We start from the raw sequence: 17,509 nt of genomic DNA on the forward strand, positions 1-17,509 counted from the left end.
AGCAGTAGTAAATGGAATGGTGGGGACTTTGTTATGAAGAAAATTACATTCATAGGAACAATTCTCATTATTCTTGCTCTTTTATTCATCACTTTTATTCCCTTTCAAACATATCTGGTAATCGAACCGAGGAGTACGGAGGGTGATCCTGTCAATTTCAGACTACCTGATGATCATACATTTTCGGTTCGTTACACTCATTCTATCCATCTCTCAGAAGTAGAAGAGTTTTATCGCCAATCTACAGATCAAATTCAACAAACAAAGCTACTTTATGAGGATACTGCCATTGGCATGCCTGCAAATGCAGAAGGAAATGAACACTTTGAAGTAACAAAGGAAGGAAAATACTTAATTTCAAATATGAATAAAGTGTTTCCGTACATTGATATCCGAATCGGGCAAGTAGTTGCCAATCATCGACTCGTGGTTGATGGTAAGGCCTATCCTTTAGCCGACTATTTCGATAAAGGGTCTGTCGTTCGGGTACAATTAAAGAAACAATCACTTTATGATCAGTGGAAAGGAGTGACTGTTGTTGGAAAAAGATAAAGAATTCGAATCATTAACCTCCGAACAACAACAAGAACTACTAGAAAAATATGATCCTGAATCATCAACGAGAAAGCTGCATCATGGACTGTTCAAATGGGTTATATTCTTTGGTTTATTAGCATTTTCATTATTTCAATTAGTAGCATCAATCTTTCAATTCATCCCTAGACAATTATTATTATCCATACATCTAGGGTTCGCTTTATCACTTGTCTTTCTGTTATTCCCGGCAAGAAAGAAAAATTTACGTAAAGATAAAGTGGCTTGGTATGATGTCGTTCTCTCTATCATATCTGTCGGAATTGGAGCGTATTGGCCGATTATGCAGGACGACATTGTCAGCAGAGTCGGATTAATGACATCGCTTGATTTTTATGTTGGTTTTGCTGCGATGATCTTAGTATTAGAAGCAACCCGTCGTGCTGTCGGCTTGCCCATCACCATTATTGCCTCTTCATTCATTCTCTATATGTATTATGGAAGATTGATGCCTGGATTCCTGGCACATAGAGGCTATGATTGGGACGATATCGTTAAAACGATGTTCTTCACAAGTGAAGGGATTCTTGGAACGCCATTATATGTTTCAGCAACCTTCATCTTCCTGTTCTTGTTATTCGGTGCCTTCCTCGTTAAAACCGGCGTGGGTCAATACTTTAATGATCTGGCTGTTGCGATCGCCGGTAAACGCACTGGTGGTCCTGCAAAGGTTGCCATATTCTCGAGTGCATTGCAAGGAACGATCAGCGGAAGTTCCGTTGCGAACGTTGTAACATCTGGTTCCTTTACGATTCCAATGATGAAAAAGCTTGGCTATCGTAAAGAGTTTGCAGGTGGAGTAGAGGCAGCAGCATCAACGGGTGGCCAGTTAATGCCCCCAATCATGGGAGCTGCAGCATTCCTAATGGTTGAATTCATCGGTGGTATCTCTTACTGGGATATTGCAAAGGCTGCCACCATTCCTGCTCTTTTGTATTTCACAGGAATTTGGATTATGACTCATTTTGAAGCGAAGCGCATCGGTCTTCGGGGACTTTCAGACGAAGAAATGCCGAATCGTAAAGAAGTTTTAAAGAAAATCTACTTATTAATGCCGATTCTTACGGTCATTATTTTATTAGTCAGTGGTATGAGTGTTATGCGTGCAGCACTTTGGTCAATTGTTGCTACAATCGTGATTAGTGCGATTCGAAAAGAGACAAGGATTGGCTTTAAAGATGCAGTCGACGCACTAGTAGATGGTGCTCGGACTGCTCTTTCCGTAGCTGTAGCGACTGCTGCTGCAGGGATGATTGTCGGGGTAGTGACGAAAACCGGATTAGGCCTTACACTTGCGAATGGTTTGGTTGACCTTGCTGCAGACTTAACAAATTCAACAGAAGGTAAATTAATCCTGACATTGGTGTTTACGATGATTGCATCGATTGTGTTGGGAATGGGATCACCAACAACGGCCAACTATGTAATCACGTCCACAATCGCGGCACCTGCGATCATCCTGTTAGGTGCACCTGAGTTAGCGGCTCATTTATTTGTCTTTTACTTTGGTATCATCGCAGATATCACGCCACCAGTGGCTCTTGCAGCATTTGCCGCCGCAGGGGTATCAGGAGGGGAGCCGATACGGACCGGGGTCAATTCTGCCAAATTAGCGATTGCCGCCTTTATCATTCCGTATATGTTCGTACTGTCTCCTGAGTTGCTTATGATTGATACAACAATCCCTGAATTATTATGGGTTGTATTTACCGCCATTACGGGAATGATGGCCATTGGTGCAGGTATGATTGGATATTGGTACCGAAGAGTGTATATTATAGAACGTTTTCTTTGTGTAGCAGCTGGATTAATGCTGATCTATCCAGAGGGCATGACAGATATCTTAGGATTAATCCTGTTCGGTGTAATGTTGGCTTTACAATTCTTCATTAAAAGGGAAGACAAAACACCAACGAAAGCAACAGCATAAACAAACGTGAGGCTGGCCCTTTATAGGGTCAGCCTCTTGTATTTTAGTTACCAACTAGGATATAGTTCGTTTCTCATAACAAAGAAGGGGATAAGCGGCCAAAATATCATGTAGTCTGAATCGGCGAAACGCTTCTCGTAAAAAGCAATAGGCCAGAATAATGTCCCCATCGATTTTTTTTACTATGATTTTTCTTTTCGTACAAATGGACTCAGGATTCATATAGATTATTTCAATGGGGCGTTGGTCCATGAATGAGCGATGTAATACCGTATACATTTTTGAACTCCTCTCCTGGAAGTATACTCATAGTATATGCGAACGAATGTTCTTCTATACATGGATTCCCAGAAGAAAAATGTATAGAACAAAAAAATGATTGACATTTTTCCCATTATGACTATAATTTAATATATACCTTCCATTGCGACTTGTTAGCTCAGTGGGAGAGCACTTCCTTGACAGGGAAGGGGTCGTGGGTTCGAATCCCTCACAGGTCATACATAAAGAAAGCCTGCACCTTATTTAAGGTGCAGGCTTTCTTCTTTTATATGTAGATCAGTCTTTTATAAAGAACTCTCAGAGTTAAAGGTCAGCGCCGAGGAAAGCGAGCTTCCTGCAGCGGAAATCAACTACCACAAATATTGTGAAAAGAGGCAAGTAAAAAGGACTCTGTTGGAATTCACGTAAGAGTCCTTGCCAAAATCATATTATGATATGATCAATTCTTTTAATTGACTTCTAATTCTTCCTCAAAATAAAACGTGCCGGGATGTTCTTTTACGATATATGAGTATCGCTTCATGTTTTTAACGTATTGCCATTTCAATATTGTCACTGTTTCGCCAGTTTCCTTTATCGTAACCATTGCGCCATTACTAAACCGATTTTTTGTGGATTTCATTGGGCACTCCCTTTCATATTCTCTTATTATACCACAGGTTACCCTTCATTTTAGACTCCCATTAGTGATAAATCTTGATAAAAATATTGTTAGCGCTTTAAAGGGCATAAGGGCAGTATTCATTAGTCATACCAAGAAACCCTTTGATGGGGGAAGTTTGTCTCAAGAGGTCTGACTTTCAAAACTTCTCCTTGAAGAACTTGCTTATTTGTTTCATTACTGTTATTCTATAGAAGAATTATTTTTGTCCGGTATACGAGGGAAGAACAAGATTTGGTTTTCACCTGATATCGCAAGAATAGTAATACATTGTGTGTAACGCACTTTAGGAGGCAACAAACATGGAAAATGGTAAAGTAAAATGGTTTAACGCAGAAAAAGGTTTCGGATTCATCGAAGTAGAAGGTGGAGACGACGTATTCGTACACTTCTCAGCGATCCAAGGTGAAGGTTTCAAATCTCTTGACGAAGGTCAAGAAGTATCTTTCGACGTAGAACAAGGTGCTCGTGGACCACAAGCAGCTAACGTACGTAAAGCATAATCTAACTTTACAACTCCAAAAACAGACTCATTCGTGAGTCTGTTTTTTTATGGAGATATTTAAATGACCCGGGCTAAATAAAAGAACCGATGCACGTCAGTCGGGTATGCCCCAATGAAACCGGACACTTGTAAAAACAGCTTCCTTCACATTTCCTGCTATTTATTTTCCTAAATCTTTCTTTGTCATTTCACTGCGAATATTGAGTTCTTTCGAGAATTCAGTATCGCTTTTTTTGTTGTTTGGGTATTTATTTTTTCGTTCACGATTATCATTTTTATTAGTCATCGTTGTTTCCTCCTAAATTGTTAATGGTTGTTTCATTCTTATTCTTTACAAGTGATATTTCGTTATCCTTGGTAAGTAAGGGAAGGGGTTTTGAGTAGACAGAATTTTAAAAACATTATATCTTTTTTCTCCATACAACGCTAAAATTATAATATATGCTTTACATGAGTGGAGGGATTGATAGTGGAAATGAAAGAAATAGTCGCCTTAGTGACAGGTGGTGCATCCGGACTGGGGGAAGCTACAGTAAGAAGGATCATTGAGGAAGGTGGTAAGGTGTATATACTGGATCTCAATGAAGAGAGAGCAACTGCCTTGAAAGAGGAGTATGGAGAATCCATTGGATTTTATAAAACAGACGTTACAAAGGAAGATCAGGTGTTAAAAGCCTTGAAAGGGTCGATAAAGGCTTTTGGCGGTTTTAATACAGTAGTGAATTGTGCAGGGATTGCTCCACCAGGGAAAGTGGTTGGAAGAAAAGGGATTCACTCTCTTGATCGCTTTTCCAAGGTAATTGAGATTAACTTAATTGGTACGTTCAATGTGATTCGTTTGGCTGCAGAGAGGATGATGGGAAATACTCCAAACGAGCATGGGGAAAGAGGAGTTATCGTCAATACAGCTTCAGTTGCGGCATTTGACGGGCAAATCGGTCAGGCTGCTTATAGTGCATCAAAGGGGGGAGTGGTCGGGATGACACTTCCGATTGCCAGGGAGCTTGCAAGGGATGGTATCAGAGTCATGACGATTGCGCCAGGGTTATTTCATACCCCGATGTTTGACACTCTGCCGGATGAAGCAAGAAATTCGCTTGGGAAAATGGTGCCCTTTCCCCCAAGGCTCGGTTACCCTTCTGAATATGCTCAATTAGTGAAGAGTATACTCGAAAATCCAATGCTGAACGGTGAAACGATCCGATTGGACGGGGCGATTAGAATGCAGCCTAAGTAACCATTTGAAACTATGGGGAAATGTAAACCACTAAGTGAATGCATGTTCATTCATTTTCATGTAAATGAAAACGCTTAATAAAGGGCATCCCGTATGAAAAGAGGTCGAGTAAGTATGAAACATCCTTATTTAACGGAGGATCATAGCATATTCAGGCAGGCACTTCGAAAATTTTTACTTAAAGAAGCTTATCCTTTTTATGATGATTGGGAGAAAAACAGAATGGTGCCCAGGTCGTTTTGGGTGAAAATGGGAGAAAAAGGGTTTCTTTGTCCCGACGTTGACGAAGAGTACGGTGGAAGCGGAGTGGATTGGGGATTTTCCGTCATTATCAATGAAGAATTGGAACGGGTGGGTTCTGGTCTGATCGGGATAGGATTGCACAGTGACATTGTAGTCCCGTATATATCTGAATATGGAAGTGAGGAACAGAAAAAAAAGTGGCTTCCTGAATGCACGAGTGGAAACATGATAACCGCCATTGCCATGACAGAACCTGGTACAGGATCTGATTTAGCCGGGATTAAAACGACGGCTAAGCTTGAGGGGGACCACTATATTGTGAATGGTCAAAAGACCTTCATCACAAATGGTATACAGGGGGATTTAGTGATTGTGGCATGTAAAACAGATACCACTATCAGTCCGCCTCACAAGGGTATTAGTTTGTTGGCTATCGAAAGGGATGCACCCGGATTCTCCAGGGGAAGGAAGCTTGAGAAAGTTGGTTTGCACTGTCAAGATACAGCCGAGCTGATCTTTGAGGATTGCAAGGTGCCGAAAGATAATTTGATTGGGGAAGAGGGCAAAGGATTTCAATATCTGATGAATAAGCTCCAGCAAGAACGTCTTATCGTAGCGATTGCTGCTCAGACTGCTTCAGAAGAAATGTTCTCTCTTACGATGGATTATGTGAAAAGCCGTCAAGCGTTCGGAAGGGCAATTGGTGAATTTCAGAATACACAATTTAAGATAGCGGAAATGGCGACGGATATTGAGATGGGCAGGGTATTCCTCGATGGTTTGATCGCCGAACATATGGATGGGAAAGATGTCGTGACGAAGGTTTCCATGGCCAAATATAAATTGACTGAAATGGCAAGGCAAATCGCCACTGAATGCATGCAGCTTCATGGTGGATACGGCTACATGGAAGAGTATCAAATTGCGAGAAGATACAGGGATATTCCTGTTGCCAGTATTTATGCAGGGACAAATGAGATCATGAAAGTGATCATAGCGAAGAATCTTGGATTATAGAAAGGAAGAGCAGGATGAGAGAGGTTGTTATCGTAGAAGGAATACGATCTGCGGTTGGCAGACGAAAGGGTTCGTTGAAAGATATGAGGCCCGATGATTTAGCTGGGGAAGTGCTGAATGGGTTAGTGAAGAGAGCCGGGATTGACCCTGGGCTTATCGATGATGTCATATTAGGCTGTGTTACTCAATCAGGTGAGCAGGCTGGTGATATTGCCAGGGTGGCTGCATTGATTGCCGGTTTTCCAATCGAAGTGCCTGGTACGACAATCGACCGACAATGCGGCTCGAGCCAGCAGGCTGTCCATTTTGCGTCACAAGCCATTCTTTCCGGCGACATGGATATCGTGATCGCTGGCGGGGTGGAGAATATGTCAAGAACGCCAATCGGTTCAAACTATCAGGGTGCTCCCTTTAGTGAAAAACTTAGAGGTCAACACGAAATCATCCACCAGGGTTTATCTGCAGAACGGATTGCTGAAGAGTACGGATTCAGTCGTGAAGAGCTTGATCAGTTCGCATTTTTAAGTCATCAAAAGGCGTTAAAAGCTCAAGAGGCTGGTTATTTCGACCGGGAAATATATGAGTTGACGGTTAACCTTCCGGATGGAACTGTAATTCCGTTTTCTAAAGACGAAGGACCAAGAAAGGAAACGTCGATGGATGTGCTTTCAAATTTAAAACCTGCATTTAAAGAAGATGGTATCATTCATGCAGGTAATGCAAGCCAAATTAGTGATGGGGCTGCCGCACTTCTTTTAATGACTCGTGAGAAAGCTGAAGAATTAGGGTTGAAGGCAAGATTTAAGGTTCATACCCGCGTGGTGGTCGGGTCTGATCCTACCCTCATGTTAACCGGACCTATACCTGCAACGAAGAAAGCCCTGGAGAAAGCAGGATTGTCATTGGCGGAAATAGATATATTCGAAGTGAATGAAGCATTCGCACCTGTTGCCCTTGCCTGGTTAAAAGAGATAGGAGCCGACCCTTCCAAACTGAATCCAAACGGGGGGGCGATCGCCCTGGGGCATCCATTAGGCGCCAGCGGGGCACGCATCATGGTAAGCATGATGTATGAGCTGGAGCGTTCTGGAGGAAGATACGGCCTTCAAACGATGTGTGAAGGCCATGGGATGGCAAATGCAACAATCATTGAAAGACTGGAAGTTTAAGCTCAAGAAAGTCGGTTTTCCCTGTCACAATCTTTGTGCCACCCGTGTTATAGTTAAGAAGTGGTAAAAGATCATAGGCAAATGGGAGAGACAAGATGAAACAACTGTATGAAAAAATCATTGAATTCAGGGATGAACGAAACTGGGATGCCAATCACAACGAAAAGGATTTGGCCATTTCCATTTCACTAGAGGCAAATGAACTCCTGGAGAATTTCCAATGGAAAACAAGCCGGGAAGCAGTGGAAACGACACATCAAAATATTAAAGAAGAAATGGCTGATGTCCTGATTTATTTAGTCCAACTGGCTGATAAAATGGATATCGACTTAGAAGAAGAGGTGTATAAAAAGCTTGAAAAGAATGCCCTGAAGTATCCGAAGTAATGATGAGGGACGGACCTTAAGTAAAGGTACGTCCCTTTACTTCTTACTATATTTTCTTAATGGAAATCGCGTCACGCATTTTTAGCAAAGAGTCTTTCGACAGTTCTTTTCTTTTCATCATGGTGTTGACGTAGAGGGCATCCACAATACTGAGCTGACTGATTCTTGAAGCAAGTGCTTCAGATCGATATTCGGTTTCTTGAGATACTGTAAAAAGAGGAATGTCGACCCCGTTGCTCAAAGGGGATTTGGCCAAGTGAGTAATGGCAATGGTCGTTACCCGATTCTTCTTCGCTACGTCCAACACTTCCAATAGATCTTTGTTCGATCCAGAATGAGAGATAAATACAATCACATCTTCTTCTGTTAATTGAGAAGCTGAGATAAGCTGCATATGAGAATCATTGTAAGCCGTAGTGGTCATCCCGGTTCTAAGGAACTTATGATGAGCATCCATGGCAACAAAGCCAGATCCACCCGTTCCGTAAAATTCAATTCTTCTGGCACTCAGCATCCCTTGAACGGCTTTCGTGAACATTCCCTCGTCCAGCATACGGGAAGAATCCTCAAGGGTCCTAATATTAGAACGGAACACTTTTTGGGCAATAACTCCTTCAGAGTCCTCCTCATTGATCGTTTCATGAATATCTTTAATTGGCGTTACAAGGTCAGAAGCCAGGGAAATTTTCATAGCCTGGTAGCCCTTAAAGCCTAATCGCTTACAGAATCGGAAGACTGTAGCGTCTGCAACCCCCAGGTCCTCTGCTACACCACTAATGGTAGAGTGGATAATTTTTTCAGGATTAGCAATAATAAAATCTGCAATCATCTTTTCTTTTTCACTGAATTGTGAGTAATGGGAACGGATTCGTGGCAAGCAATGCTGTACATTATCATCGGTATTCATGAATAACCTCCTTATACATTAGATACTGATGAAAATAATTTTAACCTAAATAACAAAATAAAAAAATATTATTTCATAAAAATCCACCACGGGAAATTTATTTCGTATTATAATATATACGGTGAAAATATATTTACTCGATTTGAAAGGAATGATCAATAGATGACAAAACAACAAATAGGGGTTGCCGGTGTTGGAGTGATGGGAAAGAGTTTGGCCTTAAACTTCGAAAGCAGAGGCTATTCAGTTTCTATATATGATGTATCTGATGAGAAGGTTAGAGAAGTCCTTGAAGAGCATACAGGGAAGAAAATGGTCGGAACTCACGATGTAAAAGAATTCGTCCAGTCATTAGAAACACCAAGAAAAATATTAATCATGGTTCCGGCCGGTAACATCACCGATAAAGCCATTGAATCTTTACTTCCTCACTTAGATGAAGGGGATATACTGATTGATGGAGGAAATACATACTTTGAAGACACGATTCGCCGAAATAAGGAGCTGGGTGAGAAAGGGATCAACTTCATTGGAGCAGGAGTTTCCGGCGGTGAAGAGGGGGCTTTATACGGTCCTGCTATTATGCCTAGCGGTCAGAAGGAAGCTTATGACTTAATCGAGCCTTTCTTAACAGCGATTGCTGCAAAGGTTAAAGGCGACGCGTGCAGTACATATATCGGTCCTGACGGATCTGGCCATTATGTGAAAATGGTCCATAATGGAATTGAGTACAGTGATATGCAGCTTATTTGTGAAGCGTATTATCTCATGAAAAATGTCTTAGGTTTAAATGCAACAGAGCTGCATGAGATATTCAAAGAATGGAACGCGGGGGAGCTGGACAGCTACCTGATTGAAATCACGGCGGATATCTTTACCAAGGTGGATGAAGAAACAGGAAAGCCCCTTGTTGAAGTGATCCTGGATACAGCAGGACAAAAAGGTACTGGGAAATGGACGAGTATTTCTGCACTGGAATTAGGTGTACCATTATCAATCATTACTGAGTCTGTGTTTGCCCGTTTCATCTCTGCCATGAAGGAAGAACGTGTGAAAGCAAGCAAGATTTTAAAAGGGCCGAAGAATAAAACGTTCTCCGGTAACAAAGAAGAGTTTATCGAAATGATTCGTAAAGCTCTCTATTTAAGCAAAATTTGTTCCTATGCACAAGGTTTCGCCCAGCTTCAATCTGCTTCGGATGAGTATAACTGGAACCTGAAGCCCGGCGAGATTTCCATGATTTTCAGAGGTGGATGCATCATTCGTGCAGGCTTCCTGGAAGAAATCAAGAAAGCCTATGATCGTGAACCGGGATTAACGAATTTACTTCTTGATCCATATTTCAAGGAAATCGTAGAAAACTATCAGGAGGAAGCGAGAGAAGTGGTGGCTACAGCCATTAAATTAGGTATCCCTGTACCAGGTCTAGCGAGTGCTTTAGCATATTATGACAGCTATCGCTCAGAGTCACTCCCTGCCAACCTCCTTCAAGCCCAACGTGATTATTTTGGAGCCCATACGTATCAGCGAGTGGATAAGGAAGGAACATTCCATACGGATTGGTTATCTAAATAAGAAGAGTGCCCTGTGGGAATCCCACAGGGCTTTTGATTAACGTATTATTCTTTGCTTGATGAGTCATCTTTCGTATGATGTTTATTTTTCTCGTCCCGCTGCTCTTTTTTTAAGTCATCGAGGGGAATTGGGTCCACATTCTGCTCACTTTCATGCTGATCAAGAATGCCGTCATGATCTTTATTGATTTGTTCTGGATTGTCATTGGCTCTCTTTGTCATTATCTTTCATCCTCCCTTAATGAGTCGTTGTTGTACAATACCCTTCTTGATGAGAGGAAAACATCGGGGAGGAATAGAACATAAGAAAGCCACCTATCTATACAGGTGGCTTTCTACAATGGTGCTTTAGATTTTTACATCGACTTTAGCATTTTTCTTTAAATTTTCTACGTGTTGAACAAGCTTTTCTTGTTTTTTCTGTTGTTCTAACTGAGTCTTGATCTGAGGTTTAACTTCTTCAAATTTTGGTGCATCCTTTGATTCACCCTGACCTTGCTGACTTGCGTACTGATCGTAAAACTTCTTCATTTCCTCTTCAGAGACTTCTTCTACTTTGATTTCTTTCTCAACGTAGTTTGTGTATTTGATGTTTTCAGCGATTTGAGTTTTTAACTCATCCATCGTGAATCCGGCTTTTTTCATTGCATCTTCAAACTTCTTTTCATCACCGTACTGCTTTTTAACTTCTTCCAGTTGTTTATTGATTTCATCTTCTGATGCCTTATATCCTTTTTCATCGGCTTGCTGCATAAGGAGTGTTTGTCCAACCAGACTATCAATAGTTTGTTCTTTTATCTTCTTTGCTGCCTCTTTACTTGTCGGGTCTTGACCCATTTGTTGATACTGCATTTGTGATTGAGTCAATACGTTGTTGAAATCTTCACCTTTAATTTTTTCATCGTTTACAATGGCAACGATCTTATCTTTTTCAACCTTTTGTTCATCCATTTTCTTCTGCATTTCTTCCATCTGCTTAGCTTGCTCCTCTTGAGCCTGTCCATCGCTTTTTTCTTCTGTCTTCGCTTTATCTTCAGCTTGTTTTTGGCTCTCCTCGTTCGAACCGCAAGCGGCTAGTCCAATCGTTAGTAATGCTAATAGTAAAGTCGTTAATAATTTTTTCATAATAGACTCCTTTCAGAACTAAGGTGTGATTTCGAAAAAAATCACTTAATGCGCATTTTAAATGAAAAAACCGTAAAAAGAAAGTATTTAAGCTGAAAAGTATTGATTGTAATAAGGTTGAAATACATTAAATTGCTTATATGGTCCCTCTTTCACTATTGTGTATGCGGTTACATTTGAACTGAAAGCTCCCGGGTAGAAATGAAATTGTAAGAGGATTTTCACATACATTAAAGCCGAACTAAAAAAAAGAGGCTGTTTAAATCGAGTTCATTCTCCATTTAAACAGCCAATAAAAAATATTGGGGACCAAAGAATACTGTCAAACAACCTTCTATTTGAATTATAGAGAGTGGGAACATTTTCTTCAACTAACATGTAGGAAGGTGTCGGCTGACTAGTGTCCATTTGAAGGTTGTATTCAATCTTCTCCTATTCTTTTCATGGAAAATAATAATTATAAGCATATTTCATAGGAAGGATTTATCCTTCCTTCTGTTCAACTTATTACAACTCTTGACTTTACGAGTGTAATAGAGTGATACTATTAAAAGATTTCAACTTCTAAACAAAGTGAATAGTTCCACTTGTAAATTCATTTTTAATCGTTTATGATGATACAGAACACAACATTTAGTGTTATGTTTGATGATTTTAACAATATATTGATTATAACCTGTGAATAGGGTGTCTGAATGGACTTAAAAGGGAATCCGGTGTGAATCCGGAGCTGTCCCCGCAACTGTAAGTGCTGACGAAATAAGGAACTGCCACTGTCTTATACGATGGGAAGGCCTTAGAGTAGGGTGAAGCATGAGTCAGGAGACCTGCCTTATTTATTCACGTGTTATCTTCTTCGGGAATTGGGAGGATAAAGCGAGGATTGTAATAGGCTTTAAGTCTATGTACATATCTCCGTATATATTAGGCCCATCCTTCTGAAGGATGGGCTTTTTTGAATCCTATCCACACTGTATAAATTGGGAGGAATATTTATGTCAATCGTATCACAAGAGCAGCGACTAATAGTGGAAGCAGAGGAGATTATAACAAGTCTCCACAGTCGTTTTCCACAGCTCCATTTTAAAGAATTCGATGAAAAGATTTTTATGTATGCTAACGGACAGTCTGTACTGAGTAAAGAAAAGCTTTATCATTTCATGATTCTCACTGCAGTTGAACGTATTTCTGCCCATGAACCCGATTGGACCTATGTGGCTGCAACACTTTATTTAAAAAACCTTTATCGTACAGTTGCTAATTCCAGGGGAATTGAAAAAGACAAGTTATACAGTTCCTTTAATAAATCAATTCACGAGTTGACTGATCGGAAATTATATACGTCAGCCCTGCTCGAATCTTATACAAAAGAAGATATAGACTTCCTGGCAACGATCATGGATTCATCTAAAGATCAATTGTTTACTTACATAGGGATCGTCACATTAACAGAGCGGTATTTAACAAAATCCCATGATGGAAAGATTCTTGAATTACCACAAGAGCGATTATTGATCATTGCCATGACTCTCTTTATGAACGAACCGCGTGATAAGCGGATGGCGCTCATTCAGGAAGCGTATTGGGCACTATCCAATTTGTATATGACGGTAGCCACCCCTACATTCGCCAATGCGGGGAAAAGTCATGGTCAGTTATCAAGTTGTTTTATTGATACGGTGGCAGATGATTTAAGGAGCATTTATGACAGCAATACAGATGTTTCCACATTAAGTAAAAACGGTGGAGGCCTGGGTATCTATTTAGGGAAAGTCCGAAGCAGAGGAAGTGATATTAAAGGCTTCAAGGGTGTAAGTTCAGGTGTTATTCCATGGATGAAGCAATTAAATAACACGGCCGTATCGGTTGATCAATTAGGCCAGCGTCAAGGAGCAATCGCTGTATATTTAGATGTATGGCATAAGGATATTTTTCCTTTTCTTGATACGCGATTAAATAATGGAGATGAAAGGCAGCGTACTCATGACCTCTTCACAGGTGTCAGCTTACCTGATTTATTTATGGAGCAAGTGGAGAAAAGAGGGGAATGGTATTTATTTGATCCTCATGAAGTGAAAATAGGCATGGGTTTTTCACTGGAAGATTACTATGACGAAAAGGATGGAGAAGGCTCGTTCAGGGATAAGTACTGGGAGTGTGTAGAAAACCCTGACCTTTCAAGGGAAGTGGTCCCAGCGATTGAAATTTTCAAGCGGATCATGATTTCCCAGCTTGAAACGGGAACACCCTATATGTTTTACCGAGATACAGTCAATCGGCTAAATGCCAATCAGCATAAGGGGATGATTTACTGCAGTAATTTATGTACGGAAATCGCCCAGAATATGAGTGCGACCATTATGGAAGAAGAGGTCATAAAGGACGGGAAAATCATTACCTATAAATCTCCGGGAGATTATGTCGTCTGTAATCTGGCATCTGTTTCTTTAGCTAAAACGGTAATGGATGATGAGCTGGAAAGAGTGGTGTCCATAGGAGTAAGATTACTGGATAATGTCATTGATATAAATAAACTTCCAGTCCTGCAAGCCCAACTGACAAACAGGCGCTATAGAGGGATTGGATTAGGAACCTTTGGGTGGCATCACCTTCTTGCTTTAAAAGGGTTGAAATGGGAGAGCGATGAAGCCGTTGATTATTGTGATTCCTTATACGAGGATGTTGCCTATTTCACGATTAAAGCCAGTCATGAATTAGCAATAGAAAAAGGATCTTATCCATATTTCAGCGGTTCAGATTGGTCCACCGGAGAGTATTTTTCCAAAAAAGGATATTCAGGACCAAGGTGGAATGTACTCAGGGAGGAAGTTTCTACTAAAGGGATACGAAACGGATATTTAATGGCCGTCGCCCCTAATTCATCCACCTCGATCATAGCCGGATCCACAGCAAGTATAGATCCTTTGTTCAGATTAGAGTACTCAGAAGAAAAGAAAGATTATAAGATTCCTGTTACAGCCCCTGATTTATCACCTAAGACAACCTGGTATTACAAAACGGCCTATAACGTAGATCAGCACTGGAGTATTAAACAAAATGAGAAGAGACAGCGTCATATAGATCAGGGAATATCGTTTAACTTGTATGTGCGAAATGATATCAAGGCGATAGAGTTATTATCTCTTCATTTAGATGCATGGAAGTCAGGGTTGAAAACGACCTATTATGTGAGATCAACATCTGTTTCGAATTTTGAAGAGTGTGAAAGCTGCCATAGCTAACCGGGAGGAAGATGATAACGTGAATGGATTGAAGAAGCGAATCTTAATAGATTCAGAGGCACCAAATAAATCAACAGGTATCGTAAATGGGAAAAGTTCGAATATATTGAACTGGGATGATGTCAGGTTCTCATGGGCATATCCGAAATATAAGAGAATGCTCGGGAATTTCTGGACACCTTTTGAAATCAATATGGCAAAGGATATTAAACAATTTCCGAATCTTTCATCGAGAGAGCAGGAGTCCTTTTTAAAAATCATCGGTTTACTGGCTCTACTTGATAGTGTGCAGACAGATTACGCCGGTAAAGTGGCAGACTATCTGACGGATTCCAGCTTGAATGCGCTGATGATCATTCTTGCACAGCAAGAGGTTGTACACAATCATTCCTATAGCTATGTATTATCGAGTATCGTGTCAAAAAAGAAGCAGGATGAAGTGTTTGATTTCTGGAAGAACGATCCAATCTTAAAGAAGCGGAATGAATTTATTACGAATGGGTATAAGGGCTTCGTAGAATCTCCTACCATTGCGAATCTATTAAAATCGATCATTTATGATGTGATTCTAGAAGGATTGTTCTTTTATTCCGGATTTGCCTTTTTCTATAATTTGGCCAGAAATCAAAAAATGGTGGCGACCTCTACGATGATTAATTACATCAATCGGGATGAACAGCTGCATGTTGGCTTATTTGAAAAAATATTTAAAGAAGTACTGAACGAGAACCCTTCTTATCATACGGAAGAGCTGCGCGACTTTGGACATGATGCTTTCAAACAGGCAGCTATCCTGGAAATAGAGTGGGGAAGGGAAATCATCGGATCTCACGTTGATGGGCTGTTAATGAGCGACCTTGAAGATTATATTAAGTTCATGGCGAATAAAAGAGCCAAACAGTTAGGCTTTGAAGAACCATTCCAAGGGTATAAATCGAATCCTCTAAAATGGATCATTGCTTATCAGGAAGTGGATAGAGGGAAGACCGATTTCTTTGAACAAAAATCAAGGCAATATACCAAGACATCAGATGCTAATGGGTTCGATGAACTATAAAGACAAGAAAGCGAGTCATCAAGACTCGCTTTTCTTATTATCTCTCTTCAATAAATGGCCCGTAGTCTCTTCTCTTGTGCTGAACGGCAACCCATTTGACGGTTGTGAACTCTTCGAGGGCCCATACTCCGTTAAAGCGGCCAAGACCAGAATCCTTTTCTCCGCCAAATGGCATATGAGGCTCATCATTCACAGGTTCATCATTTATATGAATCATCCCGGTCTGTACTTGGTGTGCAAGATTCGTCGCCCTCTCAATGGAGGATGAATGTACAGCCCCGCTCAACCCATAAGGATGTTCATTGGCAAGTACAATCGCTTCTTCTTCATCTTCAAAAGGTATGATTGCGGCCACAGGTCCGAAGATTTCGTTCTTCGAGATCGGCATCGAGTTTGTGACGTGGGTTAATACGGTAGGCTGCAATAAGTTTTTATCAGCGTTGCCTCCTAATACAACTTCCGCTCCTTGTTCCTTGCTGCTTTCAATATCCTTCAGAATGCGGTCTACTTGATCTTGATCGATTAAAGGGCCGATATGGGTTGTTTTATGTGAAGGATCTCCTGCATTTAGTTCTTTTACACGAGATACAAAAGCTTCGATAAATTTATCGTAAATGCCTCTTTGAACCATGATCCGATTTATGGACATGCAAATTTGTCCTTGATGATAGAACTTACCGAATAGGGCAGATTCAACAGCCTGATCAAGATTTGCATCATCCAAGACGATAAAGACGTTATTCCCACCTAACTCAAGAGAAGTCTTCTTGAGGTTCTTTCCTGCGAGCTCACCTATCCGACGTCCCACCTCAGTGGAACCTGTAAAGGAGATTAAACGTGGAATCGGATGAGTGACGATATCATCCCCAATTTCTGATCCCTTTCCGACGACTACATTAAGTAATCCCTTTGGCAGTCCCGCTTCTTCAAAGATGCTCGCAAATAATAGTCCGCCTGTCACAGGAGTGTGGGTAGCTGGTTTAACCACAACACCATTTCCGGTTGCTAAAGCCGTTGCAATTGAGCGTACAGCTAAATGGAAAGGGAAGTTCCATGGGCTGATTACTCCCGCAACCCCCAGCGGTTCTCTATAGACACGGTTTTCTTTCCCGGGCACCTGAGAAGGCAGGATTTTCCCTTCCATTCTGTAAGGATAGGTTGCCGCTTCCTTCATACTATTAATGGAAACTTTCACTTCTCCTGCCGCTTTCATGTATGTGCTGCCAGACTCTTTAATGAGCCAATCGATGATCAACTCCTGATTGTTTTCGACGACTCGAACAGCTTTTTCCATCACTTCTCTTTTTACTTGAGGAAGTTCCCTCGCCCAGCTTTCTTGTGCTTTTTGTGCTGATTTATATGCGGTGTCGAGATCTTCTTTACTGGCAGCTTTAATGGAAACAAGCTCTGTATCATCGAATGGGTTTTTATTGGGAATCATATTCTCACTGCTTCCTTTTACCCATTCTCCATTAATGAATAGTTTATCAAATTGTGTATTCATGATTCGTCCTCCTCATTATTCAGTTCCACTTTATTGTATACACTCTGGAGAAATTGCTTAAACAAGAAGCAGAGAG

At 40.9% G+C, this 17,509-nt stretch carries 16 protein-coding genes, 1 tRNA gene and 1 riboswitch; of the genes, 11 read left to right on the forward strand and 6 right to left on the reverse strand.

Annotation, left to right across the window (positions count from 1 at the left end; all coding sequences use genetic code 11):
• The first annotated feature begins 33 nt into the window (after positions 1-33).
• The 3 genes from AAEM60_RS08460 (at position 34) to AAEM60_RS08470 (ending at position 3,024) form a co-directional block, all read left to right on the forward strand.
• On the forward strand, positions 34-552 hold the full coding sequence (locus AAEM60_RS08460) for a DUF1850 domain-containing protein (protein ID WP_299740341.1): 519 nt from the start codon (positions 34-36) through the stop codon (positions 550-552).
• The gene (locus tag AAEM60_RS08465; RefSeq protein WP_299740343.1) at positions 539-2,524 is read left to right on the forward strand and encodes a TRAP transporter permease; all 1,986 of its coding nucleotides are present in this window, start codon (positions 539-541) and stop codon (positions 2,522-2,524) included. Before AAEM60_RS08460 ends, AAEM60_RS08465 begins: the two co-directional genes overlap by 14 nt.
• Before the next feature lie 428 nt (positions 2,525-2,952).
• Positions 2,953-3,024, forward strand: a tRNA-Val gene (locus AAEM60_RS08470).
• A 230-nt stretch (positions 3,025-3,254) separates the two neighbouring features.
• Here the strand turns inward: AAEM60_RS08470 and AAEM60_RS08475 are convergent.
• Positions 3,255-3,428 (reverse strand): hypothetical protein, encoded by a 174-nt coding sequence (locus AAEM60_RS08475; protein ID WP_187443334.1) that lies wholly within the window; start codon positions 3,426-3,428, stop codon positions 3,255-3,257.
• A 341-nt stretch (positions 3,429-3,769) separates the two neighbouring features.
• Here AAEM60_RS08475 and AAEM60_RS08480 point away from each other — a divergent pair, with 341 nt between their 5' ends.
• A complete protein-coding gene (locus AAEM60_RS08480; protein WP_034763533.1) occupies positions 3,770-3,970 on the forward strand; it encodes a cold-shock protein in 201 nt (66 codons plus the stop codon).
• Positions 3,971-4,132: 162 nt separating this feature from the next.
• Here AAEM60_RS08480 and AAEM60_RS08485 read toward each other — a convergent pair whose 3' ends face one another.
• Positions 4,133-4,258, reverse strand: a complete 126-nt coding sequence (locus tag AAEM60_RS08485) for a hypothetical protein (RefSeq protein WP_299740347.1) — start codon at positions 4,256-4,258, stop codon at positions 4,133-4,135.
• 183 nt (positions 4,259-4,441) lie between these two features.
• Between AAEM60_RS08485 and AAEM60_RS08490 the strand changes: the two genes are divergently transcribed.
• From AAEM60_RS08490 to AAEM60_RS08505, 4 genes are all read left to right on the forward strand, one after another.
• On the forward strand, positions 4,442-5,209 hold the full coding sequence (locus AAEM60_RS08490; protein WP_341357812.1) for a 3-hydroxyacyl-CoA dehydrogenase: 768 nt from the start codon (positions 4,442-4,444) through the stop codon (positions 5,207-5,209).
• 114 nt (positions 5,210-5,323) lie between these two features.
• Positions 5,324-6,469 (forward strand): acyl-CoA dehydrogenase family protein, encoded by a 1,146-nt coding sequence (locus tag AAEM60_RS08495; RefSeq protein WP_299740351.1) that lies wholly within the window; start codon positions 5,324-5,326, stop codon positions 6,467-6,469.
• Between the two features lie 14 nt (positions 6,470-6,483).
• Positions 6,484-7,638: a thiolase family protein gene (locus AAEM60_RS08500; protein WP_299740353.1), complete on the forward strand. Its 1,155-nt coding sequence runs from the start codon at positions 6,484-6,486 to the stop codon at positions 7,636-7,638.
• Between the two features lie 95 nt (positions 7,639-7,733).
• Entirely contained in the window at positions 7,734-8,024 is a 291-nt protein-coding gene (locus AAEM60_RS08505) for a nucleotide pyrophosphohydrolase (protein WP_299740355.1), read from the forward strand.
• Positions 8,025-8,070: 46 nt separating this feature from the next.
• Here AAEM60_RS08505 and AAEM60_RS08510 read toward each other — a convergent pair whose 3' ends face one another.
• Positions 8,071-8,931: a MurR/RpiR family transcriptional regulator gene (locus AAEM60_RS08510; RefSeq protein WP_299740356.1), complete on the reverse strand. Its 861-nt coding sequence runs from the start codon at positions 8,929-8,931 to the stop codon at positions 8,071-8,073.
• Between the two features lie 162 nt (positions 8,932-9,093).
• On the opposite strand from AAEM60_RS08510, the gene gndA reads away from it, so the two are divergent.
• Positions 9,094-10,506, forward strand: coding sequence for an NADP-dependent phosphogluconate dehydrogenase (gndA, locus tag AAEM60_RS08515; protein WP_299740358.1), 1,413 nt, complete (start codon positions 9,094-9,096; stop codon positions 10,504-10,506).
• Positions 10,507-10,550: 44 nt separating this feature from the next.
• On the opposite strand, the gene AAEM60_RS08520 is transcribed toward gndA, so the two are convergent.
• Together AAEM60_RS08520 and AAEM60_RS08525 are read right to left on the reverse strand one after the other, a co-directional pair.
• Positions 10,551-10,727: a hypothetical protein gene (locus tag AAEM60_RS08520; protein ID WP_181778144.1), complete on the reverse strand. Its 177-nt coding sequence runs from the start codon at positions 10,725-10,727 to the stop codon at positions 10,551-10,553.
• 126 nt (positions 10,728-10,853) lie between these two features.
• On the reverse strand, positions 10,854-11,630 hold the full coding sequence (locus AAEM60_RS08525; RefSeq protein WP_341357813.1) for a SurA N-terminal domain-containing protein: 777 nt from the start codon (positions 11,628-11,630) through the stop codon (positions 10,854-10,856).
• Between the two features lie 668 nt (positions 11,631-12,298).
• A riboswitch (cobalamin riboswitch) is annotated at positions 12,299-12,480 on the forward strand.
• Between the two features lie 145 nt (positions 12,481-12,625).
• Here AAEM60_RS08525 and AAEM60_RS08530 point away from each other — a divergent pair.
• Together AAEM60_RS08530 and AAEM60_RS08535 are read left to right on the forward strand one after the other, a co-directional pair.
• Complete coding sequence (locus AAEM60_RS08530) at positions 12,626-14,872, forward strand: ribonucleoside-diphosphate reductase subunit alpha (protein WP_341357814.1); 2,247 nt, start codon at positions 12,626-12,628, stop codon at positions 14,870-14,872.
• Between the two features lie 19 nt (positions 14,873-14,891).
• Positions 14,892-15,929, forward strand: a complete 1,038-nt coding sequence (locus AAEM60_RS08535; RefSeq protein ID WP_299740365.1) for a ribonucleotide-diphosphate reductase subunit beta — start codon at positions 14,892-14,894, stop codon at positions 15,927-15,929.
• Positions 15,930-15,966: 37 nt separating this feature from the next.
• On the opposite strand, the gene AAEM60_RS08540 is transcribed toward AAEM60_RS08535, so the two are convergent.
• Complete coding sequence (locus tag AAEM60_RS08540; RefSeq protein WP_341357815.1) at positions 15,967-17,433, reverse strand: aldehyde dehydrogenase family protein; 1,467 nt, start codon at positions 17,431-17,433, stop codon at positions 15,967-15,969.
• Between the last annotated feature and the right edge of the window lie 76 nt (positions 17,434-17,509).

Source organism: Rossellomorea sp. y25 (assembly GCF_038049935.1).
Taxonomy (GTDB): Bacteria; Bacillota; Bacilli; order Bacillales; family Bacillaceae_B; genus Rossellomorea.